The 23649-nt window shown below is 68.1% G+C and carries 18 protein-coding genes and 5 pseudogenes; 10 read left to right on the top strand and 13 right to left on the bottom strand.

What is annotated here, in order from left to right:
• Positions 1-90 precede the first annotated feature (90 nt).
• The 4 genes and pseudogenes from ACZ7L1_RS37565 to ACZ7L1_RS37580 all read right to left on the bottom strand — a co-directional run bounded on the left by ACZ7L1_RS37565 (position 91) and on the right by ACZ7L1_RS37580 (position 5420).
• Positions 91-858: an SDR family NAD(P)-dependent oxidoreductase gene (locus tag ACZ7L1_RS37565; protein WP_470868051.1), complete on the bottom strand. Its 768-nt coding sequence runs from the start codon at positions 856-858 to the stop codon at positions 91-93.
• A gap of 321 nt (positions 859-1179) precedes the next feature.
• Positions 1180-1762 (bottom strand): annotated as a pseudogene (locus ACZ7L1_RS37570) (cbb3-type cytochrome c oxidase subunit I); the annotation flags it as partial.
• A 338-nt stretch (positions 1763-2100) separates the two neighbouring features.
• Positions 2101-4101: an AfsR/SARP family transcriptional regulator gene (locus tag ACZ7L1_RS37575; RefSeq protein ID WP_471444026.1), complete on the bottom strand. Its 2001-nt coding sequence runs from the start codon at positions 4099-4101 to the stop codon at positions 2101-2103.
• A 647-nt stretch (positions 4102-4748) separates the two neighbouring features.
• A complete protein-coding gene (locus ACZ7L1_RS37580; RefSeq protein WP_471444028.1) occupies positions 4749-5420 on the bottom strand; it encodes a TetR/AcrR family transcriptional regulator in 672 nt (223 codons plus the stop codon).
• Positions 5421-5832: 412 nt separating this feature from the next.
• Here ACZ7L1_RS37580 and ACZ7L1_RS37585 point away from each other — a divergent pair.
• Positions 5833-6644 (top strand): IS5 family transposase gene (locus ACZ7L1_RS37585; protein WP_471443999.1). Its coding sequence is split into 2 segments (ribosomal slippage): positions 5833-6172 and positions 6172-6644, totalling 813 coding nucleotides; the frame shifts between segments, so codons are not numbered across the junction.
• A gap of 380 nt (positions 6645-7024) precedes the next feature.
• A complete protein-coding gene (gene msrA, locus ACZ7L1_RS37590; RefSeq protein WP_471444000.1) occupies positions 7025-7525 on the top strand; it encodes a peptide-methionine (S)-S-oxide reductase MsrA in 501 nt (166 codons plus the stop codon).
• A 74-nt stretch (positions 7526-7599) separates the two neighbouring features.
• Here msrA and ACZ7L1_RS37595 read toward each other — a convergent pair whose 3' ends face one another.
• Positions 7600-9567 (bottom strand): SpoIIE family protein phosphatase, encoded by a 1968-nt coding sequence (locus ACZ7L1_RS37595; protein ID WP_471444002.1) that lies wholly within the window; start codon positions 9565-9567, stop codon positions 7600-7602.
• Between the two features lie 221 nt (positions 9568-9788).
• Positions 9789-10113: pseudogene (locus ACZ7L1_RS37600) on the bottom strand (NADP-dependent oxidoreductase); the annotation flags it as partial.
• Between the two features lie 83 nt (positions 10114-10196).
• On the opposite strand from ACZ7L1_RS37600, the pseudogene ACZ7L1_RS37605 reads away from it, so the two are divergent.
• Both ACZ7L1_RS37605 and ACZ7L1_RS37610 read left to right on the top strand, forming a co-directional pair.
• Positions 10197-10759, top strand: a pseudogene (locus ACZ7L1_RS37605) (aminotransferase class I/II-fold pyridoxal phosphate-dependent enzyme); the annotation flags it as partial.
• A gap of 142 nt (positions 10760-10901) precedes the next feature.
• Positions 10902-11135 carry a hypothetical protein gene (locus ACZ7L1_RS37610; protein WP_471444004.1) on the top strand — a complete coding sequence of 78 codons (234 nt, stop codon included), beginning with the start codon at positions 10902-10904 and terminating at the stop codon, positions 11133-11135.
• Positions 11136-11462: 327 nt separating this feature from the next.
• Here ACZ7L1_RS37610 and ACZ7L1_RS37615 read toward each other — a convergent pair whose 3' ends face one another.
• Positions 11463-13994 (bottom strand): SpoIIE family protein phosphatase, encoded by a 2532-nt coding sequence (locus ACZ7L1_RS37615; protein WP_471444006.1) that lies wholly within the window; start codon positions 13992-13994, stop codon positions 11463-11465.
• A 280-nt stretch (positions 13995-14274) separates the two neighbouring features.
• Positions 14275-14400, bottom strand: coding sequence for a hypothetical protein (locus tag ACZ7L1_RS37620; RefSeq protein ID WP_471444008.1), 126 nt, complete (start codon positions 14398-14400; stop codon positions 14275-14277).
• A 391-nt stretch (positions 14401-14791) separates the two neighbouring features.
• On the opposite strand from ACZ7L1_RS37620, the gene ACZ7L1_RS37625 reads away from it, so the two are divergent.
• Entirely contained in the window at positions 14792-15181 is a 390-nt protein-coding gene (locus tag ACZ7L1_RS37625) for an LOG family protein (protein ID WP_471444010.1), read from the top strand.
• Here the strand turns inward: ACZ7L1_RS37625 and pdxR are convergent.
• Positions 15178-16617, bottom strand: a complete 1440-nt coding sequence (pdxR, locus tag ACZ7L1_RS37630; protein ID WP_471444012.1) for a MocR-like pyridoxine biosynthesis transcription factor PdxR — start codon at positions 16615-16617, stop codon at positions 15178-15180. The two genes, ACZ7L1_RS37625 and pdxR, sit on opposite strands and share 4 nt — an antisense overlap.
• 617 nt (positions 16618-17234) lie before the next feature.
• Between pdxR and ACZ7L1_RS37635 the strand changes: the two genes are divergently transcribed.
• Positions 17235-17726 carry a DUF2975 domain-containing protein gene (locus ACZ7L1_RS37635; protein WP_471444014.1) on the top strand — a complete coding sequence of 164 codons (492 nt, stop codon included), beginning with the start codon at positions 17235-17237 and terminating at the stop codon, positions 17724-17726.
• Complete coding sequence (locus tag ACZ7L1_RS37640) at positions 17726-17947, top strand: helix-turn-helix domain-containing protein (protein WP_471444015.1); 222 nt, start codon at positions 17726-17728, stop codon at positions 17945-17947. The genes ACZ7L1_RS37635 and ACZ7L1_RS37640 overlap by 1 nt, the downstream gene beginning before the upstream one ends.
• An 18-nt stretch (positions 17948-17965) precedes the next feature.
• Here ACZ7L1_RS37640 and ACZ7L1_RS37645 read toward each other — a convergent pair whose 3' ends face one another.
• Positions 17966-18331 carry a hypothetical protein gene (locus ACZ7L1_RS37645; RefSeq protein WP_471444017.1) on the bottom strand — a complete coding sequence of 122 codons (366 nt, stop codon included), beginning with the start codon at positions 18329-18331 and terminating at the stop codon, positions 17966-17968.
• Between ACZ7L1_RS37645 and ACZ7L1_RS37650 the strand changes: the two are divergent.
• A pseudogene (locus ACZ7L1_RS37650) lies at positions 18303-18640 on the top strand (ATP-binding protein); the annotation flags it as partial. The gene ACZ7L1_RS37645 and the pseudogene ACZ7L1_RS37650 sit on opposite strands and share 29 nt — an antisense overlap.
• Before the next feature lie 61 nt (positions 18641-18701).
• On the opposite strand, the gene ACZ7L1_RS37655 reads toward ACZ7L1_RS37650, so the two are convergent.
• Positions 18702-20078, bottom strand: a complete 1377-nt coding sequence (locus ACZ7L1_RS37655) for a serine hydrolase domain-containing protein (RefSeq protein WP_471444019.1) — start codon at positions 20076-20078, stop codon at positions 18702-18704.
• 106 nt (positions 20079-20184) lie between these two features.
• Between ACZ7L1_RS37655 and ACZ7L1_RS37660 the strand changes: the two genes are divergently transcribed.
• The gene (locus tag ACZ7L1_RS37660) at positions 20185-20880 is read left to right on the top strand and encodes a TetR/AcrR family transcriptional regulator (RefSeq protein ID WP_471444021.1); all 696 of its coding nucleotides are present in this window, start codon (positions 20185-20187) and stop codon (positions 20878-20880) included.
• Positions 20881-21490: 610 nt separating this feature from the next.
• On the opposite strand, the pseudogene ACZ7L1_RS37665 reads toward ACZ7L1_RS37660, so the two are convergent.
• Positions 21491-22374, bottom strand: a pseudogene (locus ACZ7L1_RS37665) (SDR family oxidoreductase).
• Positions 22375-22490: 116 nt separating this feature from the next.
• Positions 22491-22787, bottom strand: a complete 297-nt coding sequence (locus tag ACZ7L1_RS37670) for a hypothetical protein (RefSeq protein ID WP_471444022.1) — start codon at positions 22785-22787, stop codon at positions 22491-22493.
• Between the two features lie 165 nt (positions 22788-22952).
• Here ACZ7L1_RS37670 and ACZ7L1_RS37675 point away from each other — a divergent pair, with 165 nt between their 5' ends.
• Entirely contained in the window at positions 22953-23423 is a 471-nt protein-coding gene (locus ACZ7L1_RS37675; RefSeq protein ID WP_471444024.1) for an ATP-binding protein, read from the top strand.
• Positions 23424-23649 lie beyond the last annotated feature (226 nt).

Raw genomic sequence — 23649 nt, forward strand, 5'->3', positions numbered from 1 at the left:
TGAACTGCTGGACCGGCACCTGCACCACCTGCCACCAACCCCTGCCCAGCAGAGCCACGCCAAGATCAAGAAAGACCTAACGGAGTCCTACTAGTTGCGGCCTGCCATGACCCCGCCGTCGACGTTGAGGATGGCGCCCGTCGTCCAGCTCGAGGCCGACGAGAGGAGGAAGACGATCGCGGAGGCCACGTCCTGCGGGGTGCCGACCCGACCGAGGGGCTGCAGCCCGCTCAACTGCTCCATCGCGCCGTCCAGCTGGTCTGCGGGGAAGACCTTCTCGAACAGGGGCGTCCTGGTGACGGCGGGAGCCACGGCGTTCACACGGATGCCCTCGCCAGCGAGCTCGATGGCGAGGTTGTGCGTGAGGGCGTGCAGTCCCGCCTTGGCCATCGAGTAGGCCGACGACGGTGTCACGGCGAGGGCCTGGTGCGCCCACATGCTGCCCACGTTCACGATGGCGCCGCCCTGGCCCCCGGCAACCATGCCCCGGACGATGGTCTGAGTCAGGAAGAAGGTCGCCCTGTTGAGGTCGTGATAGGCGTCGTAGTCCGCGACTTCGTAGTCGAGGAAGCGCTTCGGCATGAAGAACCCCGCCGAGTTGACGAGGAGGGTGGCGTCGGGGTGGTCCTCCGCCAGCTGCTTCTGCGCCTCGACGACCTGGTTCCGGTTCGCCAGGTCGGCGCCGATCGACCACGCGTTGCCGGAGCGCGACAGGCTTGCCACGGCGTCGTCGAGCTTCTGACCCGGGCGGCCGACGATCACTGCGCTTCCTCCCTGCGCAATCACGTCTTCGGCGGCCTTGAAGCCCATGCCGCTGGCGCCGCCGATCACGACGAGTTTCTTGCCTTCGAAGTCCATGGCCCGATCCTTCTCTATTGAGCGGTGAACACTTCTTGACTGTGTTCCATCTGACCCTGCCATAGCAGTGTCTACGACAGCTCTATAAGGCCTCTACGGCGCCAATCGCAGGGGCCCCGTCCGACTATCGGAAACTGCATGGATCTGTCCTGCCTACCGCTTCCGCCCTCTGCGCATTGGTGCGCGAAGAAAACGGCCCGTGCGGGAGCCGCGCGATAGTCGCGGTACGGTCTAATTTCATCAAGGCAGTGTCACGCTGAGTGCGAGACGCCGCTGTCGGCACGCTGCCCGCGGGACGGCTGGCCAACTCCGTCCGCCGCTCGGCCACCAGAAGTAGAAGCCCGCGAACATGGCGAAGACGATCGTGCCGAACAGGGTGTAGTGGAAGTGCGCTACGACGAAGCAGGAATCGGGCACGGGGAAGTCGAGCGGCGGCGAAGCCAGCAGCACGCCGGTGAGGCCTCGAAGAGGAACGTGACGACGAATCCTATCGACCACAGCATGGGCGTCTCGAACGAGAGCGACCCTTTCCACATCGTGCCGATCCAGTTCAAGAACTTCACACCGGTCGGCACCGCGATCAGGAACGACATGAACGCGAAGAAGGGCTGCAGAACGCCTCCTGTGACGAACACGTGATGCGCCCATACGGTCACGGAGATCCCGGCGATACTGATCGTGGCCCCGACGAGGCCCAGGTGACCGAAGAGCGGCTTCCGACTGAAGACCGGCAGGATCGCGGAGACGATACCGAAGAACGGCAGCGCGATGATGTGCACCTCGGGACGGCCGAAGAACCAGAACAGGTGCTGCCACAGGAGCGCACCTACGTTGGCCGGCTCGAAGATGTGCGAGCCGAGCTTCCGGTCAGCTCCAGCGCGAGGAGGGCTGCTGCCAGCGTGGGGACACGAAAGCGGGCCCCTGAGCGTCGGCACGCTCCCGGCTGCAGGTGGGACGGCCCCGGGCACAGGGCGTCCCAGCAGTGCCCAGGGGGTAAGGGCGCTCGTGCAACCGACGCCAACTGTTCTGCCTTGGCCGCCGACAGGCCCGAGCGGAGCGTTGCACTCCCACGGACGAGATACTCCCTGGCGTCGGAACCTCCTGGAGGACCTCCGCGATCCTGTCGTAGACGGTGAAGGCAGCCGTAGTGGAGACTCTCCGGCCGACTATGCCCGGTACATCGCGGCGAACAGGCTGGACCCGGTCCGCCCGCCGTCGAACCACACAAAGGGGTCGCGGCGCTCATACTCTTTGGTCAGTTCTTTCTCGTAGAACGGTGCCGCCCGGTAGGGCATGCCCCCCTTCGGGAACTGCTCGGTCCCGGCTACTGGCCGTGGCAACGTCTCCGCAGGGTGCCTTTGACGACGACATGGATGCTGGCCCCTGCTCGCCCCAGGAACGGGTCGGCTTGCCCTGGTCGAGGAACCTCTCCCCCGCCTGCTCCACCGCGTAGGCGGCCACAAGCCGGTTCCAGCTGTACCGACCCGGGCCGATCTCCGCGACGAGGTGCGCTCGGGTGAGGCGCGACAAGGCCTGGCGGACCCGGCGCTCGGGCCGTCCGGCCAGGTCCGCAACCTGCGATGCCGCGAACATGGGGTCTGGGCAGGCGCTCAGATCGCGGAAGAGCGCGGCTGCTTCCGTGTCGAGCAGGCGGTACGAGCGGGTGATGGACTCGCGGACGTCGAGCGTCTGGTCCTCGTCGCTCGCGAAGGCGTCCAAGGTGCTGTGCTCCGGTGCCTCGTACTCGTCGGCCAGGCTCGCCAGACGCAGCTGGGGGCGATACGCCGCGCGGGCGGCGACGTTGGCCAGGGCCAAGGGGAGCTGCCCGGCCAGCCGGATGATGCGGTCGACGGCCTCTGGTTCAGCTGCTGTCCTCGCTGCGCCGAGTCGGCGCGCGAGGAGGCTGCGTGCGTCCGTCTGGCTCAGGGGCATGAGCGTCAGGGGAAGTGCCTGGTAGGCAGCGACGAGCGCGTGCAGTTGCATGCGGCTGGTGACCAGGACCATGGAGCCGGGGCCTCCGGGGAGGAGATGCTTTATCTGGTCCGTGTTCCACGCGTTGTCGAGCAGGACGAGCACTCGGCGGTTGGCCAGCAAGCCGCGGAACATGAGCCCGCGTGCCTGCGCGGTCTCGGGCATGTCCTCGACGGGGACCCCCAATGACTGCAGGAAGTCCTCGAGCACCTGCGCGGGGTCCCGCGGCTCGGCCTCCGGTCCGGCTCCCTGCAGGTCTGCAAAGAGCTGGCCGTCCGGGAAGCGGTCAGCCAGACGGTGCGCGACGGTGGTGGCGAAAGCCGTCTTGCCGACGCCGGCCAGTCCGCCGACCGCGCAGATGGCCACGGAGGACGACGCCGCTGCATCGGCGGCCAAGCGCTCGACCTGCTCCTGCTCTCTCTCACGGCCGACGAGGCTCGGCAGGGCGGCCGGCAGCTGAGCCGGGGCGTGCGGCGGGGGCGTCGCCGGCGCGCCTTTCGGGCGGTCGGCGCTTTGTGGGAGCTGGAATCGCCCGGAGAGGATGCGCTCGTGTACTTGCTGCAGTTCCGGCGACGGGCTGACGCCGAGGCGTTGACGCAGCAGGTGACTGGTCGTGTGGTAGATCGTCAGCGCCTCGGACTGCCGGCCAGCGCCGTAGAGCGCAGTCATGAGGAGGCCGCATACGCGCTCTCGAAGCGGGTGCTCGACAAGCAGAGCGGACAGTTCCGCGGCGGCCTCCGCGTAGTGCCCTCTCTGCACTTCGCAGGCGAGCTGCTCCTCCGCACAGGCGAGGCGCATCTCGCCGAGGACGCTGCGCTGCTGGTCCGCGAACGGCCCCGGGACCCCAGCGAGGGCCACTCCTTTCCACATCTCGAGGCCCTCGGTCAGCAGGCTCGCGGCAGACTCCAGGTCGCCGGCGCTACGCGCCTTCCTCGCCCTTGCCGTCGTCTCCTTGAATCTGTTCAGGTCCAGAGCGTCCGGTTGGATGTGCAGCAGGTAGCCCCCGTCGACCAGGCTCACGGAGCTGTCACTCTGCTCCCCCAGTGCCTGCCTGAGCCTGTAAACGTACGTGCGCACGGAGCCTACGGCCGACGGTGGGGCCTCGTCGCCCCACACGTCCTCCACCAGTTTCGAGAGACTTACAGGCTTGCCCGCCCTGAGCAACAGCGAAGCGAGCAGGGCGCACTGCCTCGGCTGACCAGCTCCAGCCTCGCTCCCCTGCCTGTGGAGCCGGACCGGGCCGAGCACTGAGAACTGGACACCTGCATGCATAGTGCCTACCGCCCTGGAGATCCTTGTGAGACTTGACTGCTTGGCTGTCCGCAAGGGACCGCTCTCACCAAACGTACAGCAGGTCAGCGAATTTTCAGGACCAAATAGTCCTGTCTAATGGAGGAGACCTGCCGCTTGTACACGGGCCACCGTTCTCGGTCGGCCGCTGGGGCCACATGCGGCACAGAACATGCGGACGAAGGCATCCTCCCGCCGTCACGTCCCCGGCCGGGCCGTCCCCACCGACCGGGAGGACGGCGAAGTCCAGTCCGGCACGGAGACTGCGACGCAATCGCCTGTGGCGCCACACCAGGGCCTCCTGGCGCCGCCTCGCCCCAGACGAGTTAGAGGGCGTTTGAGGTCGGCTCGATCGGGGCCCGTCGGGTGTCGGACAGGCCGCTGGGGTACGCTTTGCGCTCGCTCACGGCGTAGCGTGATCATGGATGAGGCGCAGGGCTCGTTTCTGCCGTCCATTGGGTGATTCCACGGCGACCTCAAACCAGACGGACTTCCGGGTACAGAAGCGACCGAGACGGATGGCCGACCATCCGCCCGCGAGAGCGTCATTCGCCGCCTATGGAATGAAGGCCCTCAGAGCGGGGCAGGAGCGAGAGCCGCATATAGGGCTTGACCTGCATAAACGCCCTCTAAGCGTCCTCCCGCGCCCCGGCCGGCGGATCGCCGTCCTCGGCGAGCACGGCATAGGCCTTCACGTGGCCGATCGCCATGTCTAGGGCGATCCTCATGGGTTTGACGTCCTGGGCCGTCTGGGCAAGGAGGTAGCCGCCCTGAAGGGCGGCCATGAGGCTGGTGGCGAGCTCTCCGGCGTCCGCGTCTGCACGGAGGACTCCGGAGTCCTTCATCCGCTCGAGCCCGGCCTTGAGCAGGCCCTCCCAGGTGTCGAAGTGCCGGGCGATCGCCTTACGCGCCTCTTCGTCCTGATCGGCCAGTTCGCTTGCAAGGGAGCCGAGCGGGCAGCCGTACGCTCCGTTTCGGAGCGCGTTGCGTTCGATCAGTGCGTCCCGCCAGCGCTCCAGCCCGCGGAGAGAGTTGAGCCGCTCCAGTTGCTGGTGCTGACGTTCGAGCAATTCCGCAGCCTGCAACGCGACAACGTCCTGCACCAGCGCATCCTTGTCGGGGTAGTGACGGTAGAGCTGGGATTTGCTCGTTCCGCTGGCCGCCCTGATCTCGTCGAGGGTCGTGGAGGAGACGCCCTTGACGTACATCATGTCAGCGGCGGCCCTCAAAATGCGCTTTCGAGTCGCCCGCCCGCGCTCAGTCAGCCGGGAGTTGTTCTTGTCGCGCGCATGTTCCGCCACATTGGTCAAATTACCAGTGCGAACGCTAGCAGGAGTCAGAAGGGACCTCAAGGTCCTTTTTTGATACCCGGCCCTCCAGCGCCGCCACCCCTGAGGGCAGAACGGTCCTCGCCCCCTCCTACGCGGCCAGGGGCACGGGATCGGCGGCAGCGAGGAGCTGCGCGGGAGTGCTGTCCCCGCGTCGAGCCAGTGCCGGACGGGCCCTCTCACACACCGGCGGACGGCCCGGCTTGATGCCCTGGGCAGCAACGGCTCCAGCCGGTCCCGCCGGCCGTTCGTCAGATCACCACGTCCCACAAGGCCTGATCATCCACAAACAAGATCCACTTTCACGACAGGCCCTAACTGGCCCTAACAGAAGTCGTTGATCATGTGACTGTCGGTGGGTCTGGTCGTTGGTGTGGTCGTGGGGATGCGTCAGTCGCGGCCGTGGATCGTGTCGGACGAACTGTGGTCGCTCATCGAGCCGTTGCTGCCCAAGCCGGGGCCGAAGCTGGTTGCGGGCCGGCCGCGGGTGCCGGATCGGCAGGCTTTGTGCGGGATCCTGTTCGTGCGGCACACCGGGATCCAGTGGGAGTACCTGCCCCAGGAACTGGGCTTCGGCTCGGGCATGACCTGCTGGCGGCGCCTGGCCGCCTGGAACGAGGCAGGCGTATGGGACCAACTTCACGCGGTGCTGCTGAAGAAGCTGCGATCGGCGAAGCAGCTCGACTGGTCACGGGCGGTGATCGACTCCTCCCACGTGCGGGCGGCCCGGCGGGGCCCAAAAGCGGACCCAGCCCGGTCGACCGCGCACGGCCGGGCAGCAAGCACCACGTCCTCACCGATGGCCAGGGCATCCCGCTCGCGGTGTCGCTGACCGGCGGCAACCGCAACGACGTCACCCAGCTGATACCGCTGCTGGACAAGGTCCCAGCTGTGGCCGGTGTCGTCGGCCGGCCCAGACGCCGGCCCGACATGCTGTTCGCGGACCGCGGCTACGACCACGACAAGTACCGGAGACTGCTCAGGCAGCGGGGCATCCGCCCCGTGATCGCCGAACGCGGCCAGCCACATGGCACGGGCCTGGGTACCTTCCGCTGGGTCGTCGAACGGACGATCTCCTGGCTGCACGGCTTCCGCCGCCTGCGTATCCGCTGGGAGCGACGCGACGACATCCACGAGGCGTTCCTCGGCCTCGCCACCTGCCTCATCACACATCGGCATGTCCAACGCCTTTGTTAGGACCTCTAAGACCGGCGTAGGCGGCCAGGTGCCCTGCGGTGGCGAAGCCGCTGCCTGCAGCACGGGCGGGGCTCCCGAGGGACCCATGGGCGTGACATGGTTGTCAGCAGGGTGCCCGCCGTCTCCGCGCACAGGACGTCCCACCTCCGATGCCCTCCCGTCTGAGCCTGCTCCGCTGGATTTCGGACAGGGCCGCAAAGGGCGTAAGGAGTCCGCGGGCCGCGCAGCTAACCACTGTGGGCGCTGCACGGCCGCCGTCGCGGCGCCCCGAGCCGCAGCGCACGGTGCCGGCTGGACACGGCCAGGTCGATAGAGCGCGGGGTCCATGCGTTCCGGCCCGTTGCATCCGGACGGCGGAATTCGCAGGAGGGCAACACGGCATGGCACACCAGAGAGCAATTCTTGCAGGCGGGTGCTTCTGGGGAATGCAGGAGCTGTTTCGGACCTTGGACGGCGTGGTCTCGACGCGTGTCGGCTATACGGGGGGCGAGACGGCGAACCCGACCTACCGCAACCACGGCAGCCATGCGGAGGCCATCGAGATCACCTACGACCCGGCGCGGACGGACTACCGGGCCCTCCTCGAGTTCTTCTTCCAGGTACATGACCCCACCACGCTCAACCGGCAGGGCAACGACGCCGGCTTGAGTTACCGGTCGGCCATCTTCTATCTCGATGATGGGCAGCGGCGCGTCGCAGACGCCACGATCGCCGAGGTCGACGCCTCCGGCCTGTGGCCGAGGAAGGTCGTCACGGAGGTGACGCCCGCCGGCGCCTTCTGGGAGGCCGAGCCAGAGCACCAGGACTATCTGCAGCGCTATCCGTACGGGTACACCTGCCACCGCGTCCGCCCCGAATGGCGGCTGCCCAAGGCCCCCTAAAACCGTGGCATGACGCGGATGCCTCGGCGGCGCGTCGCCTCGAGTGCCGGCAGGGTCTCGCTGCGCATCGAGTCTCATGCGCGTCGGATGACCAGCACGGCCACGTCGTCGAGGTGGTCCACCGCGGCCACCGCGTCGAGTATCCGGTCTGCAGTCGCCTCGACGCCGAGCCGATCCTGGAGGGCTCGACCGGCCAGCGCTCCCGCTCGCTCCAGTCCGGCTTCCAGGGGCAGGCACGGTCCTTCGACCACACCATCGGTGACCATGACCAGCGCGGTGCCCTCTTCCAAAGTGAAGGTCTCCTCGGGGTACTCGGCGCCAGGCACGATTCCCAGGACCGGCCCGGCGGGAAGTGCGCGGATGGTGTGGCTGCCGTCGTCGCGTGCGTGGAGCAGTGGCACGTGGCCTGCGCTGGTGCCGATGACCTGTCCGTCATTCGGATCGAGGTGCAGCATGGTGCAGCTTGCGAAGCGTGGCGCGTCCATCGCGACGAGCAACTCGTTGGTACGCGTCAGCACCGTTCCCGGCTCAGGCTCGTGGGCGGCGATCGCGCGCATGGACGAGCGCACCTGGCCCATGAAAACCGCGGCATCGACGTCGTGCCCTTGAACGTCGCCGATTTCGAGTGCGACCGCACCGTCGGGTAGGAAGAACGCGTCATACCAGTCTCCGCCGATATCCAGCCCATCCCGGCTGGGCTGATAGCGGGCGGCGATCTCCAGGCCCGGGAGGTGCTCCGGCAGCGTCGGGAGCATGCTCTGTTGGAGCGCCGTGGACAGCTCGACGTGGGCTTGTTGCAACCTGATGCGCCTCAGTGCCTGGCCTGCCAATTCGGCCAGAGCCGTCATGAAGGCGAGCTTCTCCGGGGACGGGGGCTTCTCACTGTCGTACGTCACCACCCAGGCCCCGAGAGGCCGGTCGCCCACCGGGCTGAGGGGGGTGATCGACAAGGCGGTGCCGGGGACGGGGCGCGGCAAGGGCAGATTGTCGTCATCATGCAGCCAACGGCGAACAAGCTCCTCGTGGTTGGGGAAGAACTGCGCCTGACCGGTACGGATCACGCAGGGCAACGGCCGGTCATCATCCAGCGACAGGCCGTGCAGAGCATCAGCCTCCCACGTGGGGATCCCGGCATCCGAGGAGACCCGCAAGCGCCCCTCGTCGACGACGGCGAAGAGGGCGCCGGAACCTCCGACGGCCGCGGCGAGCCGGGCCAGGACAACCTGCTGCAGTTCCTGCTCGGTGGCGGCGGTGAACAGGGCGGAGGAGAACGCGGTGATCCCGTCGGCACGCTCTCGCTCCGCGCTCACCTCGGCCAGCATCTCTTGGCGGTCCGCCTCCGACTGGGTGTCGTCACGGATCATCGCGAAGATTCGTTCGGGGCCGCCGTATCCCAACTGGATCCGGCGGGTCTGGCATGCGAGGACACGCCAGCCATCGTGCTCGGTGAGGAACCGCGATCTGATCCACGGGGACTGGGCGGCGGACGAGCGCACAAGCCGCTGCACGTCCTTCCGGTCATCGGGTTGCACTCGCTTGATCATCTTGGACAGGGGCACCGAACCCCATGGGAAGAGCGTGGCCAGGGCGGGTGCGCCACCCAGCCACTCCATCTGGTGCTCATCGGGGGAACACATCCAGAGGCCGAGGCCGGCGGCCTTGGCCGCAAGCTGGAATGGGATCAGCAGACCGCCGCGGTCATGTTTCGCGTCCAACGAATGCACCCACACAAGGCGCTCGCCGCTCAGGGGATCCGTCACCGGTTGCGCCTCGATGAGGCAGACGACAGATGCGGTGCTCGTGCCGGGGAATTCCAGCACACGCATCGCAAGCATCATCGGCGTGGCCCCGTGCGTCAGCAGGCTCTCAGCCGAGATGCGCTGCTCCTCGGCGAGTAGATCAACGAAGCCATGACCTACGCACTGTTCCCACGGCCTGCCCAGTGCGGTGGCCATCGCGGCGTTGAGGGAGCGGATGACACCGTCCAGGGTCAAAAGAGCGGACGGTGTAGCCTTCTGAAGAAGTTCATCCGAGGTGTCCATTTGCCGCTCCCTGACCATCGTCGAGCGATATGACCTCGTCGTCCTGCAACAACAGTATCTGGCCCGCCGCGCCGGAGAGGACCTCGCAGCTCAGCACGACACCTGCGTCGGCGAGGCGAATAGGGGCCGGATGACGTACGGGCGTGGGCCGACCGAAGTCGCTCGTTGATCGAGATGGATTCGCGCAGGCTGTTCGCAGCGGCGCGGGCGTACTCGGTGCAGGCGCCGGCCTCTCGTGCGAGCTGCGTCACCATCGACCCGACTGCGCCGGCCGCGCCGTGCACGAGGACGCTCTGCCCCGCCGGAAGGCGGCCGCGCTCGAACAGCCCCTGCCACGCGGTCAGGCCCGGCATCGGCAGGGCCGCGCCCACCGTGTGGTCGACGTCGGCGGGCAGCGGCGCGAGGTTACGCGCCTCGATCGCCACATACTCCGCCAGGGTGCCGCCCCGAAGTTGCATCGTTCAGCGATGCCTGCGGCTCGGGCCGCTCCACCAGCGTAATCCCGGCCGTTTCCGCGGCCTGGTCCGTCACCACAATCGCCTTCATCCGGCGCCTCTGATCGACAGGGGTGCGGGGCGAGGGCGTCGAGGAGCAAGCGCAACAGCGACATCTCGGTAAGACGACGCGCGGATGACTACGAAGGTGAGTTCCGGTTCGACCGACAGTCTGTCGGAGCGCTCCAAGGACTCGACCCGGACTGCATGGTCTACCTGGGTACCGCCAGCCAGACCCTTGCTCCTGGCCTGCGGCTGGCCTGGATGGCGCTGCCTCCCACGCTCGCTGAGGAGGCCGTGGCGGCCAAGGGGCAGATCGACTCGTGCGAGGTATTCAGCCAGCTGACGATGGCGGAATTCATCACCTCCGGCGCCTACAGCCGTCACGTACGTGCTGCCCGTCGACGCTACCGCGATCGACGACACGCTCTCGTCACAGCCCTGGCCCAGCACGCCCCAAAGGTACGCGTCATCGGGACAGCGGCTGGCCTGCACACCGTGCTCGGTTTGCCGCCCGGGACCGAGCAGCAGGTCCTTCAGTCAGCACCCGGCACGGCCTCAAAGTGGCTGGCCTGTCTCGATACCGCCATGAACGGTCCCTGAATGCCATGGCCGATGCCCTCGTCGTTGGATGCGGAGTGCCCTCCGACGCTGCGTGGCCTCAAGCGCTCTCCGCGCTCGTGCGGATCCTTTCCTGACCCGTCCAAGTAGCCGATCCTGACGCGCCCAAGTAGCCGAGCACCCGAACTGATCTCTTTGCGGGTACGCCGTCACCTCACACATGCCTGGACTGCACCGTCAAGAAGGCAGGCGCGGATTCATGACACGCATAACACGCAGATGGCCCTGGCGGCGGTGCAATGGACGTGCCTGCACCGTCCCGAGGTCGTGGACGCGTTCATCGACGCACCCTTCGCGACCCACTTCGCGCTGGGCGAAGACCTGGGCGGCCGGGCCACGGTGGAGCGTCACGCCGCCGGGGCGGGCATCGATCCCGACGCCCTGGACAGGGCGTTCGCGGACGGCAGCGCCCTGCGGGACCTGCACCGGGTGGAGGCGCCGGGTGCCGAGTAAGGGGTCCGGGCGAAGCCCACCTCACTGGTCGCCGGGCGCTGGTCTCGGGCCGGCTACCCCCTTCCCGGTTCGAGGAGCTGACGGAGGACGCGATACGGCACGAACGAGGCGCTGCTCGGCGACATCCCCGTGATGGAGGGATGCCGCCTGCTCGTGATGGACGAGCCGATGTGTCAATGCAGTTGGAACGCCGACCGGCTCTTCCCGCTGCTCCCGGGTACGGCCGAACTGACCTGCGTCCTGCCGCCGACGAGGCGCGGACATGGTTCGCCCGTACCCGTTCGGCAACGGGACCTGCCGGGCTTCCTGACTCGGCGGCAAGTGATTTCACACACTGGTCGGCAGTCGCTGATCAGCCCAGATGATTTTGCCGTCCGGGATGTGGCGGATTCCCCATCGGCGGGACAGTTGAGTGACGAGGAAGAGGCCGCGGCCGTGTTCCTCGGTGGAGCGGGGGTGTCGCACAAGCGGGTGGCTGTGGCTGGCGTCGGAGACTTCGCAGGTCAGCATCTTGTGCCGGATGAGGCGTAGGCCGATCGTGCGGTCGCTGCCGGCATCGCTGTCGCAGTCGCCGTTGCCGTTGCCGTTGCCGTTGCCGTTGCCGTTGCCGTTGATGATGGCGTTGGTGACCAGTTCGCTGACGATCAGCTCTGTGGACTCGGCCAGGTCTTCCAGTCCCCACTGGGTCAGCTGCCGGGCAGCGAGAGTTCGGGCACGGCTGACGACGGCGGGGTCGCTGGGCAACTGCCAAGAGGCAACCTGGTCCGCGCTCAGCGAGCGAGTCCGTGCGAGAAGCAGAGTGACATCGTCGCTCGGCGGCTTGGCCCTCAGCGTGTCCACCGTCGAGGAGCACAGATCGTCCAATGTGAGGTCGGGTCGTGCGAGGGCCGCGCGCAAACGGTTCATGCCGGCGCTGATGTCCTGGTCGCGGGCCTCGATCAGACCGTCGGTGTAGAGGGCGAGCACGCTTCCTTCGGCGAGTTCAAACGTTACGGACTCGAAGGGGACCAGTCCGAGGCCGAGCGGTGCTCCGGCGGGCAGGTCGGGGAAGGTGACGTGGCCGTACGGGTCGACGACCGCGGGTGGGGGGTGGCCGGCCCGTGCCATGGTGCAGGTACGGGTGACCGGGTCGTAGACGGCATACAGGCACGTGGCGGCCATCGTGGTGGTGGCCGGGTGCCGGGGGTCTTCCGCCTCGGTGAGACGGATGACCTGCTCGTCGAGGCGGGACAGTACTTCGTCGGGAGGCATGTCCATGTCCGCGAGGGTGCTCATGGCGGTGCGGAGTTGGCCCATCTTGGCCGCCGCGTTGATGCCGTGTCCCACCACGTCGCCGACGACCAGGGCGACGCGGGCGCCTGAGAGGGGGATCACGTCGAACCAGTCACCCCCGATGCCGTGGTGGCTGTCGGCCGGCAGGTATCGCCAGGCCACATCAGCGGCGGAGCCGCCCGTGGGGTGGTGGGGGTGCAGCAGGCGCTGCAGGGCGAGAACCGCGGAGCGTTCGCGCACGTATTGGCGGGCGTTGTCCAGGGCCAGCGCTGCCCAGCTGGCGAGTTCCTCGGCCAAGAGCAGGTCGTCCTCCTCGAACGGCCTGGGGTCCTGCGTCCGCATGAAGACCGCCACGCCCAGCACCGCGCCCCGGGCGTGGATCGGGACGACCATCAACGAGTGCATGGTGTGCTCGCGGATCTTCTCCGCTCGCGCCGGGTCGTGGTCGAGCCATGTGCCCGGGGATGTGTCCAGCATCGGCTCGAAGTGGGATTTCCCCGAGCGCAGGACACCGCTGAAGGGCGAAGTGGGCGGGATGAAGACCGGCTCTCCGCGAGCGAACAGGGACTCTGGCGTTCCCGGGTGGATCGAAGCCAGGCCTGCACGGCGGAAGACGGGGATGTTCTCGTCCTGTGGGCCGAGATGGGCCAAGGGCTCCTCGCCGTGTTGGACGGACTCCGCCAGGTCGACGGTGGCGTAGTCCGCGAGGAACGGCACGGTGAGGGCGGCCAGTTCCTGCGCGGTCTGCATGATGTCCAAGGTGGTGCCGATGCGCCTGCTGGCCTCGCCGAGGATTGCCAGACGCTCTCGCGCCCGTCGGCTGTCGGTGACGTCCACGCTCACGACGCACACGCCCAGCGCGTGCCCCTGCGCGTCGTCGAGGCGGACGTAGGACGCTGTCAATATGCGACTGCCTCGCACATTCGCCGGTAGGAAGGCCTGGTAGTCGACGTTGATCGCCGGGTCGCCGCTCTCCAGCACCTGGTGCATCACTGCCTCCAGCGTTTCGGCCTCCGTCCCGGGCGCTGCCTCCGTCAGCCTGCGGCCCAGCCGCCTGGGGAGAGGGATGCCGTCCTTGGAGCCCTGGGTGTCGTTCACCCGGATGCAGCGCAGGTGCGTGTCCCGTACGACGACACCGATCGGCAGGCGGCTCGGCAGCGGCAGCGGCAGCGTAGCGAGGAGCGGCTCCGCCACTGTGGCCTCGGCCTGCCGCGCGGGAAGCAAGGCCTTGTCGGTCGCGTAGACCACCCACCGCTCCAGGCCGTCCTGCCCGGACAGCGATGACACGCACAGGCGCACATCGATGCTGCGGCCGTCGCGGTGGCGCACCTGCGCGAGGTCCGACCAGCAGCCCTGGAGGGTGCTCTCTTGTGCGGCTTGTGAAACCTTTGCTCGGTCGTCAGCGGCCACCAACAGGACACCGGCGGACCGCCCCACCACCTCCGCGGCCGAGTAGCCCACGAGCCGCTGAGCGGCCTGCGACCATCCGACCACCGTCCCCTGCCCATCGAGGACAGCTATCGCGGGGCAGACTGTCTCGATGGCCGTCTGAGCCTCGGAGACCGCTGTCTCTGCGGAACTGCCCATTGCTCTTCCCTTCTATGCTCCCCCGGCGATCCGGTCCCCCAACTGCTCGGCTGTCTGGTGGATGGACAGGTCCAGGGCAGGAGTGATCGAGCTACCAGGCACGGCAGGCCACAGCCCATTCACACTGCCCCCGACGGAGGCTGCGCCGGTGCTCTCGGCCCGTCAGACGTGCTCCGGCGGGACCCCTGTCGGGGCCTGGGTGCAGCCAACGGGCCGTCGGCTGACACCGGCGGCACCAACACGGCCGTCCGGTGACTCCCTGCTTGCTCTCACCCGCACCTCACGCGTCAGTGCCGTGTCCAGGCGGATCATGGCCTGAGGCCTCCGGGGCGAGCTTCGCCCAGTCCAGACGGCGCGTGTGCTCGGGGAGGCGCTGCGGGCTTCCGAGTGCTTCGTTCGCACTCATGCGTGCAACGCTACGCACCCGGTGGCACCGGAGTATGGTCCATTTCTATGACAGATTCCCAGACCAATTCTGCGGACAGAGCAAGATCGCGATCTACGGAGCTGGGACACTGACCCGCTTTCGACCGTGGCGCTCCGAGCATGCGACGTGGCGCTCCGGCTTCGCGGTGCAACTGGTCCAACAGGCGGCACCCAGGGGCCCGCCTTGCCGTTCGGCGCCAAGTGGTCCGGTCTTTCGCCCGGACAACGGTCCACACGCATGGGCGGACAAGCGCATACAGTCAGGTCACTGCTGCCGGCGCCCACCCCCGATGAACTTCCTCTCAGCCATCTCGCCGAACGCAAGGCACGGTTACTCACCGCGTCCGACGCAACAGTGGATGCCCGGCGGCGTGGGCACGCTGGACGAAGCGACCGAGGTCCTGGAGCTGAGGAAGCACGACCTGTACGACGACCCCGTGGTGCTGCTGAACACGGCGGGCTTCCACGACGGGCTGATACTTCAGCTCCGGCGAATGGACGAGCAGGGGTTGCTGCCACTGCCCCTTGAAGAGCTGGTCTTCGTCGCCGACACGGCCGCCGGCGCACTCGCCACCGTGGAGAAGTGCGTTGGAACGGATGGCGAGATCGTGACAGCACGGCTTCCCGCCCTAGCGATCGCGCCGACTCCGGCACGGGCGGCCTGGCACTTGAGGCCGACAGCCCCAGCACCTCGAATCTCGGCAGGGACGCTCCCGAACCGGACAGAGACGCGTCCGCTCCGCCCCCGGAACCCCTTCTAGGGCAGCACCCTGCACAGTGCGTCCAGTGCGCCCGCCCACGCGCTGTCCGAGGGCGCCGCGTAGTTGACCACCAGGGCGTCCCGTTCGGGCAACTGCCATTCACAGTCCGCCACTTCGTAGCGGAACTGCGTCAACCCCCTGATCGCCAGACCTTGCCGGGCCGCGGCCTGGACCACCGAGCTCTCGGTTCCACGCGGCAGCTCGAGGACCGTCTGCAGTCCTGCAGCCATCCCGGTCACACGAATGCCGGGAGCCCTCTGGCGCAGGACCTCGACCAGCTGATCGCGGCGACGCCGGTAGCGCAGCCGCATCGAGCGCACATGACGGTCGTACGCACCCGAGGCGATGAATTCCGCCAGCGTCAGCTGCTCCAGGGCGCTCGTCATGTAGTCGCCGTGCCCTTTGGCCGCCACGATCTCCGGGATGAGTTCCTCCGGCAGCACCATCCATCCGAGCCGTACCCCCGGCGCCAGGGACTTGCTCACGGAACCGAAGTACACCACCCGCTCCGGATCGAGGCCCTGCAGGGCCCCCACCGGCTGACGGTCGTATCGGAACTCCCCGTCATAGTCGTCCTCCAGGATCAGGCCGCCCGTGGCACGTGCCCACTCGACGGCAGCCGTGCGCCGGTCCGGGCGGAGCGCGACCCCCGTCGGGTACTGGTGCGCCGGGGTCATCAGCACCGCCCCCACTTCGCGCAGTCGCGCGAGGTCGTCGATGCGTGCGCCATGGTCGTCGACGTAGAGGGGCGGGGTGTCCAGACCGGCGTTCGCCAGCAGGTCGCGAAACAGGTCGAGCCCGTAGGCCTCGACGGCCACCCCTCGCACCCGCCGCACCCTGAGCGCCTGCGCCATCAGCGCCAGACCGTGGTGGAAACCGGAACAGATGACGATCCGCTCCGGCTCGGCGTACACCCCGCGGGCCCGCGCCAGATAGTCCGCGAGTGCGGTGCGCAGCTCCATCCGGCCGCGGGCGTCGCCGTAGCCGAAGGCGTCGTGTGACGCGGCGGTCAAAGCCCGGCGGGCCGCGGTGAGCCACTGCGAGCGCGGAAAGGTCGCGAGGTCCGGTGCACCGGTCCACAGGCCATACCGGAGACGGGGCTCGTCCGGCCTCGCGCGAGGAGCGTCGGACGCGGCCCTGTGCGGCTCGCCCCGGGTGGCCACCCGGGTCCCGGAGCCCTGCTGGGCGGTGAGCCAGCCTTCAGCGACCAGCTCGGCGTAGGCCTCGACCACGGTGTTACGCGAGACGCCGAGATCCGCGGCGAGTGAGCGGGAAGCCGGCAGCCGACTGCCGGGCGTTAGACGCCCCGTGCGCACTGCCTCTCTCAAGGCGTCCGTGAGTCCTGCGCGCAGCCCAGGTCCGCGCAGCTCCAGATGCAGGTCGGCACCGTACGCAGGGGGCGGACCCGCCACGGAATTGGTCCGAGGATCTGCCATGTAAACGAACCATACTCCCATACCATCGACTGGCCAGTCGTCTCATCGGGCCGCGCTGCGCGCCACCGCAGCCTCGTCGCGCTGACGACCGCGCGCCGTGTCGTTCCGCGCGCGTGTTCGCCGCAAGCGCGGACTGGTCGGCGTAATCCTTTGTGCTGTTCTTGCCACTGGGAGTTGAGACCCCTGGTCGCGCTCACGACGATGCGGGGCGACCATGCCGGTGCCACGGTAGCCCCCAGACGTTTGGCCAGGCACACCACGCCGATCAGACGCCCGATGGCCCACCGGCTCTGATCGCCAAGTGGGGCCGAGCCTCGCGAGGCCTCAGCCGACCTGCACGAATCTCTGATGGGCACAAACCCCCACAGTCCCCATCGCGAAGTGCGAGTCTGTGCGCATGGGCGTGGCAAGGCTTCGGCGTAGTCGGATGGCGTCCGATTTGAGGCCAACGAGGCCAACTTCGGCAAGATCAAGAACCTTCGCGTGCACGCCATGCCATGGGAGGGGGCGGCGGTGTCCCGCCATGGTGCGAGACCGCCGCCCACCCCTATCCCAGCCCTTGTTTCGCCTATCGAAACTCGATAGATTCCCATCGCAAGTCGATGGAAGGATGGGTCATGGGAAAGCTGACAGTGGGTGCGCTGCGCGCCGTGCTCGTGGTGATGCTCGCCGGCACCGTGCTCGTGCAGGCCGGGATGGTGTGGGCGTTGGTCACCGGGAGCGATCCGGAGGACGGGTCGCTTCCGCTGACCCCGCTGCGCGTGATCACGATCCTGGGCATGGTGTCGGTCCAGGTCGCCGTGGTCTGCGTATGGCGGCTGGTGTCGATGGTGCGACGTGGAACCGTGTTCTCCCACGCCGCCTTCCGGTACGTGGACATCGTGATCGGCGCGATCGTCGCGGCTGCCCTCGTGTGGTTCGCGGTCACGGCCCTCAATGCGCCGGGCCAGCGGGACGACCCGGGCGTCACCGTCATCATGGGCGGGGTCGGCGTGGCCATCCTGGGGGTCGCGCTCATCGTGCTCGTGCTGCGGATGCTGCTCGCCCAGGCCGTCGCGCGCGACGCCGAAGCGGTGCAGATGCAGGCCGAGTTGGACGAGGTGATCTGATGCCGATCGTCGTGGACATCGACGTGATGCTGGCCAGGCGGAAGATGTCCGTGGGCGACCTCGCGGACCGCATAGGGATCACGCCCGCCAACCTGGCAGTACTCAAGAACGGCCGCGCCAAGGCGGTGCGTTTCGCGACGCTCGCCGCGCTCTGCGAGGTGCTCAAGTGCCAGCCAGGCGACCTGCTGCGCTGGGAGGCCGAGGACACCGCGGGCGAATGAACCGTGCCTGCCGACGGGTCATCGCCGATCCCGCTTGCCTTTGACCAACTCCGCGAGCATCCCGGGGTCGTGTCCGAGGAAATCCCGGGCCTGCTGGAGCGATTGCCCGAGGTGCCCGACCCTCGCGATCCGCGCGGCGTACGGCACTTCCTGTCCCAGTGGAAGCTGCCCCACCTCCCTGCCGACACCCGGCCGCTGCCGTCGGTGGCCCACTACGACCAGCTCCTGAAACGGCACGGCCGCACGGCCGGCGAGAAGAGGGATCATGACAGCAAGCGCGGACTGACCGAAGAAGCCGCCACCGCCTCGATCGACCAGGCGTGCCGCATGCTCAGGCTGCCGTCCATCCGCCAGCTGCCTGATCGGCGACTCATGGACCGGCAAGTCGCACCTGCTGATCGCCCTGGGAACCGAGGCGCGATGCACGGCTTCCGCGTCCGCTACGTGCTGGCCACCGAACTCGTCAACGAACTGGCCGAAGCCGCCGACGAGAAGCAGCTGCCCAAGCCGATCGCCCGCTGCGGCCGTGTCGATCTTTTATGCATCGATGAACTCGACTACATGGAGCTTGACCGCAGGGGCGCTGAACTGCTGTTTTAGGTTCTGACGGAGCGCTAGGAGAAGAACAGCGTCGCCATCGCTTCGAACGAAAGTTTCAGCGGGTGGACGAAGACGTTCACCGATCCGCGGCTCGCGCCGCCAGGGGTGTCGGAAGGGGCGGCCGCTCGCCGACCGCCCCTTCCTCCCGTTGGAATCAGGATGCTTCCGCGACCCGGTTGAAGAGGCGGCCGGCGAGGTCGACGCCTGTGACCGCGCCGTTGACGTCGCGGGAGAAGTAGCCGCGCTGCCCTTTGAGGCCACCTTCAGTGACGACGTACTCGTCGCCGTCGCCGGAAAGGAAACCGATGCCCGCGGCGGGGTAGTCCGGGGGCATTTCCTCCTCCGATGCCTCGCGGATCTCCGACTTGATCCCGACTGCCAGGGTGAGGCGGGCGCCGTCGGTGGTGATGTCGAGGTTCATGGCGTCGATCTCGTAGCGGCCGACGACCTGCTGGGCTCGTCCCTCGTCGTACGGGAGCGGCTCCGCCGTCTTCTCGATGACGCCGAGGCAGTGCTCGAGTGCCCACCGCACGACGGACTGGTTGAAGGGGTAGCCGTCCGGGCCTGCGTTGGCCAGGGAGACCACCGCGAAGTTGCGCTCGGGCACGATGAGCAGCTCGCTGAACTGGCCGTTGCCCGAGCCGCCGTGGCCGATCCCGTGGAAACCGTCCAGGTCGTGCAGGAACCAGCAGATACCGAAGCCGTCGCCGAGCGTGCTGGCGCGCAGCTCGATCGTCTGCTCTCGCATGCGCTGCAGCTCCGCGGCGGGCAGCACGCCCTCGCCCCCGCCGAGTTGGAACCGTGACCAGCGCAGCAGATCGCTCACCGAGGAGGCGAGGCCGCCGCCGGGATTGTCGCCGCGCGCGCCCTCCTTGAACGCTCCCCAGGGCCGGGCGGGGCGCAGTTCGCCGTCGTCGCCGCGGGTGTGGCCCACGGCGAACTTGCGGACCATCACCTCTGCCAGGCCGTACACGGTGTCCGCAAGGCCCACCGGCTCCAGGACGAGCGAGGCCATGGCCTTCTCAAAAGGCAGGCCCGTGACCTTCTCGATGATCCGCCCGGCCAGGTTGTATCCGGCCTGGCTGTACGAGGCGCGCGTCCCGGGCGGTGCGATCAGCGGCAGTCGGGGCAACTTCGCCACGAACCCGGCCAGGGAGCGGTCGCCCTCGCCGTCGTCGATCAGGCTCCAGTCCAGGCCCGCGGTGTGGTTGAGCAGGTTCAAGACGGTGATCTGCGCCGCGGCCTGCTCGTCGGCGAGCTTCAGCTCGGGCACGTAGCGCCGTACCGGCGCGTCCAGGTCCACCTTCCCCTCGGCGGCCAGGCGCATCAGTGCGGTCGCCGTGAAGGTCTTGGACACCGACGCCAGAGGAAACAGCGTCTTCTCATCGACCGGCAGCGGGTTGCTCAGGCTCGTCACGCCGTGCGAGGCGTAGATCTCCTGGCCGTCCAGGAGCACCCCGACGGCGGCACCAGGAACGCCAAGCTCCGTGGCCTGCGCCTTGACGAACTCCGACAGCTTGTCCTGCAGCATTGCTCCCCCTCCGGCACTACTTGAACTAAGTACGAGAGCACCGTAGACCGTCACTCGAACAAAGTGCAAGACTTGGCATGAACTAAGTTCAAGTAGGGTGGTGGCCATGCCGCGAGACACACTGACCGCAGATCGGATCCTCCGTGCGGCCATCGAGCTGCTCGACGACGAGGGCCTGGACGGCCTCAACATGCGGAGCCTGGCGAAACGGCTCGGCTCGGCAGCCACGGCCGTCTACTGGCACATCAAGACCAAGGACGACCTGGTTCGACTTGCCGGCGACGCGATCTGGCACGAGGTCGAGCTCCCCGATCTCGACGCCACCGACTGGCGCACGGCCGCCACCGCCCATGCCAGCGGTATGCACGCGATGCTCACCCGGCACCCCTGGCTCGTCCAGGCATTCGGCAGCCACCTCCTGCACGGACCCGGCCAGGCCCGGTACAACGACCTCAGCCTCGCCATCTACGAAAAGGCAGGCTTCGCCGTCGACGACGCAGACCGGGCGGCCGCCACCGTGTTCACCTTCGTCCTCGGCAGCGCCCTCGGCCCTGCCGCACAGCTCTCGCTGAACCGCCGGCTGAGCAAGAACGGCGCAGACGCCGAGCAACTGATGGCCGACGCCATGACACGCGCCACGAGGACCGCCATGCAATTCCCGCGCCTACGCGAACGCCTCGACACCACGGCCGCCACACAGTACGCCGGAGCGCCGGACAACACCTTCGCTTTCGGCCTTCAGTCCATCCTCGACGGCCTCGAGGCCCGCCTCACCGCCGACCGCGCCACCCGGCGTGAGTGACCCCCCGAAGGACCCGACCAGCCCACAACCCCCTCCACCCTTCCGGCTTCGCATCGACGCACGAGCAGGTCGAGATGGGGCAGGAAGGGCACCGACGTTCCCCTGAGCGGTGCACATGACTCACTACTCGGTGAAGCGCTACACCGAGTACTGGGACATCAGGCTGTGAGTGCGAGAGCGCGCCCACCCCAGCGGATGCCCTTTTCCGACCGGGTGTTCACCAATCACTTCGCGTACGGCGTCGGCGAGCAGAGCGACACCATCGGTGAAGGCACCCTCGCGGGTGGTCGTCCCAACACCCCGGCATCCCAGTCGGTCTGGCGGACGGAGACGGACCCTAGGGCTTCCCGCAGGCCTGTGCGGGAAGCCCTGACCGCCGTGCCGTCAGGCCGCAGGAGTGGGCGGGGCCGCGAACTGCGGGGTGCCCGATACCTCCCGGGTGCGCAGGGCGGACGCCATCGGGCCATAGGGGTAGTCGATGAACGGCTCCCCCACCTTGTCCAGCTGCGCAGTCTCCTCGGGCGACAGGACCAGGCCGTCTGCGACTCCTGCTCCCCTGTGCGACGAACGGCAGCGCCGCCGGGTCCTCGTGGGGGGCCCGGCCGCTCGCTCATGGGCCGACGGGCTGGGCGGTCACCGGTGCGATACAGAACTGCCGGGCACCGCGCAGTGTGGTGCTCAGTTTCCGCTGGGTCGCCCGGCTGTCGAGGCGCACGTCGAGTGCGCCGAACAGTGTGCTGTGGACCCGCAGGCCCGTGGGCAGCCGGGAGGCGTCAAGACCGTCACGCCTGGCGATGAGGATGCCGAGCTCGTGACGGCTCGGGGCGTCGGACCCTGCGAGATGGTGGATACCGGATGCGTCGCACGACGCCAGTTCCAGAAGGGCGGCGGCCAGGTCGGCGACGTGCACTGGGCAGCGGATGTCAGGTCGGCGACATGCACTGGGCAGCGGATGTCGTCGGTGAACAGGACGCCGTCGCGGGTGCCGGTGGCGAGTTCGTGCACGGCGCGCTCATGTACGGAACACCCGTGCCCGATGATCAGCGACGTCCGGGCGACAACGGCCTGCGGATGCACGGCGCGAACTCCGGTCTCCGCCGCGGCCTTCGCTGCTCCGTAGGGGGTGACGGGGTCGGGGAGGCAGGTCTCGTCGTAGTGGACTCGGGCACCGGAGAAAATCGCGTCGCTGGACACGTGGACAAGGCGGCTGCCGTGCTTCGCTGCGGCGATCGCGAGCCGGACGGGGCCCTCGGCCGTGACCGCCCCAGTCTGCCTTGCTGCTCGATGCGTTGACGATGACATGGCGACTGAGCTCGGCCACGAGGGCATTTAGTCATCCCGCGTCCCGCAGATCAAGGGGGTACCACGAGGCCTGGGAGGCGTCGCCGGGCTTGGCCGCGTGGTACGTCGCAGCCGTCGTGTGCCCGCCGCTCTCGCCTGGCGGATCAGCTCGGCCCCCAGGAAGCCGCTGCCACCGATGATCAAAGTTGTCATGCACGACACGGTAGACCGGCACCAGTGGGCACCGGCGCAGGCCCGGTTCCCTTGATCCATCTACCTGGTGCCCCCGGGCCTGTATCCGGATCTGACGCGGAGCCAGCTCGGATTCGTCACGCTGAGTCGAAATCCGACCGGGGCCGTACCTCCACGATGAAGTCCGGCTCCTCGATGCTGTCCTCCTCGTCGTGCCAGAGGAAGACCCGCACGTGCATCGCGTGGTGGAGGCCGATGCTCTCCCACTCGGTCATCAGGTCGCCGACGATCCGGCCGATGGCCAACTTGGCTCCCTCGGCCGAGTCGGGTGCGGTGATCGCTCCATGCCAACGCTCGGCGTCCCCGTAGGGGCGCCATCCCTCGGAGCCGTGCGGCTCGAACACTCGGTACACCCAGTCCGTCTCGGTGCCCATACACCGATCCTGTCACCACCCAGTACGATGCGCAGCAGTCGATCCGCCGTTGGCCGCTCCTGCCACAACGGTGGCAACCCCAAGATCCCCGTTGGCCACGTCTGTGGCGGGATTCTTGGGGTAATCGGGCCGGTGTCAGGTAGGGGTGCAAGGACGAGGCGGCTTATGAAGCAGGCTGCTGACGGCGAAGGTCGGACGCTGGCCGATGAGTCGATCTCGTTATCGGCCGCGTTCGAGGGCACGGAGGCGATCGCCCAGGCCCGTGAGTACGCCCGGTCGTTCCTGCAGGATCTTCAGACCGTGCACGGGGTGCCGGTGTCAGTCCGGGCGATGGGCAATGTGCAGCTGGTGGTGAGCGAGCTAGTGACCAACGCCCAGAAGTACGCCCCGGGTCCGCATCTGCTGACGCTGGAGGCCGATGAGGGCGCCGTCGCGGTGACCGTATGGGACAGCGAGCCCCGGCCACCCATGATCCAAGGCTTCGATCCGGTCCGGGTGGGTCAGCACGGTCTGGAGATCGTCATGGCGCTCTGCCGGAGCTTTGAGGTGCACCGCGAACCGGTGGGCAAGCGCATAAGGGCAACCGTCGATCTTGCCGACGACCCCATAGCAGACGTGGCCGACCGCGCGTTGTGACCAGGTCGCCGCCAGTTCGGGGCGTCAATCGGCTCCGGCGAGGCCGCGGCGATCCTGCCGCGCGACTGCGTGCTGCACGCCGCGAAGCAACTGACGGCCGGAGGGTTCAGGGCGTGGAGTCATCGGCGCACACGACGACGGCGAGACGTGGACGCCGACGGGCGGCTCGGGCATCAACTCCGGAGTGGACCACCAGACGATCGGGGGCGGCCCCTTCGCGCCGGGC

It is taken from the genome of Streptomyces sp. NPDC107546 (assembly GCF_055639175.1).

What these genes read in the sequence shown, in the direction of transcription:
- ACZ7L1_RS37620 (WP_471444008.1), bottom strand. Translation starts at nt 14,400, where the DNA reads ATGAGTGCGAACGAAGCACTCGGAAGCCCGCAGCGCCTCCCCGAGCAC.
- msrA (WP_471444000.1), top strand. Translation starts at nt 7,025, where the DNA reads ATGGCACACCAGAGAGCAATTCTTGCAGGCGGGTGCTTCTGGGGAATG.
- ACZ7L1_RS37635 (WP_471444014.1), top strand. Translation starts at nt 17,235, where the DNA reads ATGGGAAAGCTGACAGTGGGTGCGCTGCGCGCCGTGCTCGTGGTGATG.
- ACZ7L1_RS37660 (WP_471444021.1), top strand. Translation starts at nt 20,185, where the DNA reads ATGCCGCGAGACACACTGACCGCAGATCGGATCCTCCGTGCGGCCATC.
- ACZ7L1_RS37610 (WP_471444004.1), top strand. Translation starts at nt 10,902, where the DNA reads ATGGCCCTGGCGGCGGTGCAATGGACGTGCCTGCACCGTCCCGAGGTC.
- ACZ7L1_RS37575 (WP_471444026.1), bottom strand. Translation starts at nt 4,101, where the DNA reads ATGCATGCAGGTGTCCAGTTCTCAGTGCTCGGCCCGGTCCGGCTCCAC.
- ACZ7L1_RS37595 (WP_471444002.1), bottom strand. Translation starts at nt 9,567, where the DNA reads ATGGACACCTCGGATGAACTTCTTCAGAAGGCTACACCGTCCGCTCTT.
- ACZ7L1_RS37565 (WP_470868051.1), bottom strand. Translation starts at nt 858, where the DNA reads ATGGACTTCGAAGGCAAGAAACTCGTCGTGATCGGCGGCGCCAGCGGC.
- ACZ7L1_RS37640 (WP_471444015.1), top strand. Translation starts at nt 17,726, where the DNA reads ATGCCGATCGTCGTGGACATCGACGTGATGCTGGCCAGGCGGAAGATG.
- ACZ7L1_RS37670 (WP_471444022.1), bottom strand. Translation starts at nt 22,787, where the DNA reads ATGGGCACCGAGACGGACTGGGTGTACCGAGTGTTCGAGCCGCACGGC.
- ACZ7L1_RS37655 (WP_471444019.1), bottom strand. Translation starts at nt 20,078, where the DNA reads ATGCTGCAGGACAAGCTGTCGGAGTTCGTCAAGGCGCAGGCCACGGAG.
- pdxR (WP_471444012.1), bottom strand. Translation starts at nt 16,617, where the DNA reads ATGGCAGATCCTCGGACCAATTCCGTGGCGGGTCCGCCCCCTGCGTAC.
- ACZ7L1_RS37615 (WP_471444006.1), bottom strand. Translation starts at nt 13,994, where the DNA reads ATGGGCAGTTCCGCAGAGACAGCGGTCTCCGAGGCTCAGACGGCCATC.
- ACZ7L1_RS37675 (WP_471444024.1), top strand. Translation starts at nt 22,953, where the DNA reads ATGAAGCAGGCTGCTGACGGCGAAGGTCGGACGCTGGCCGATGAGTCG.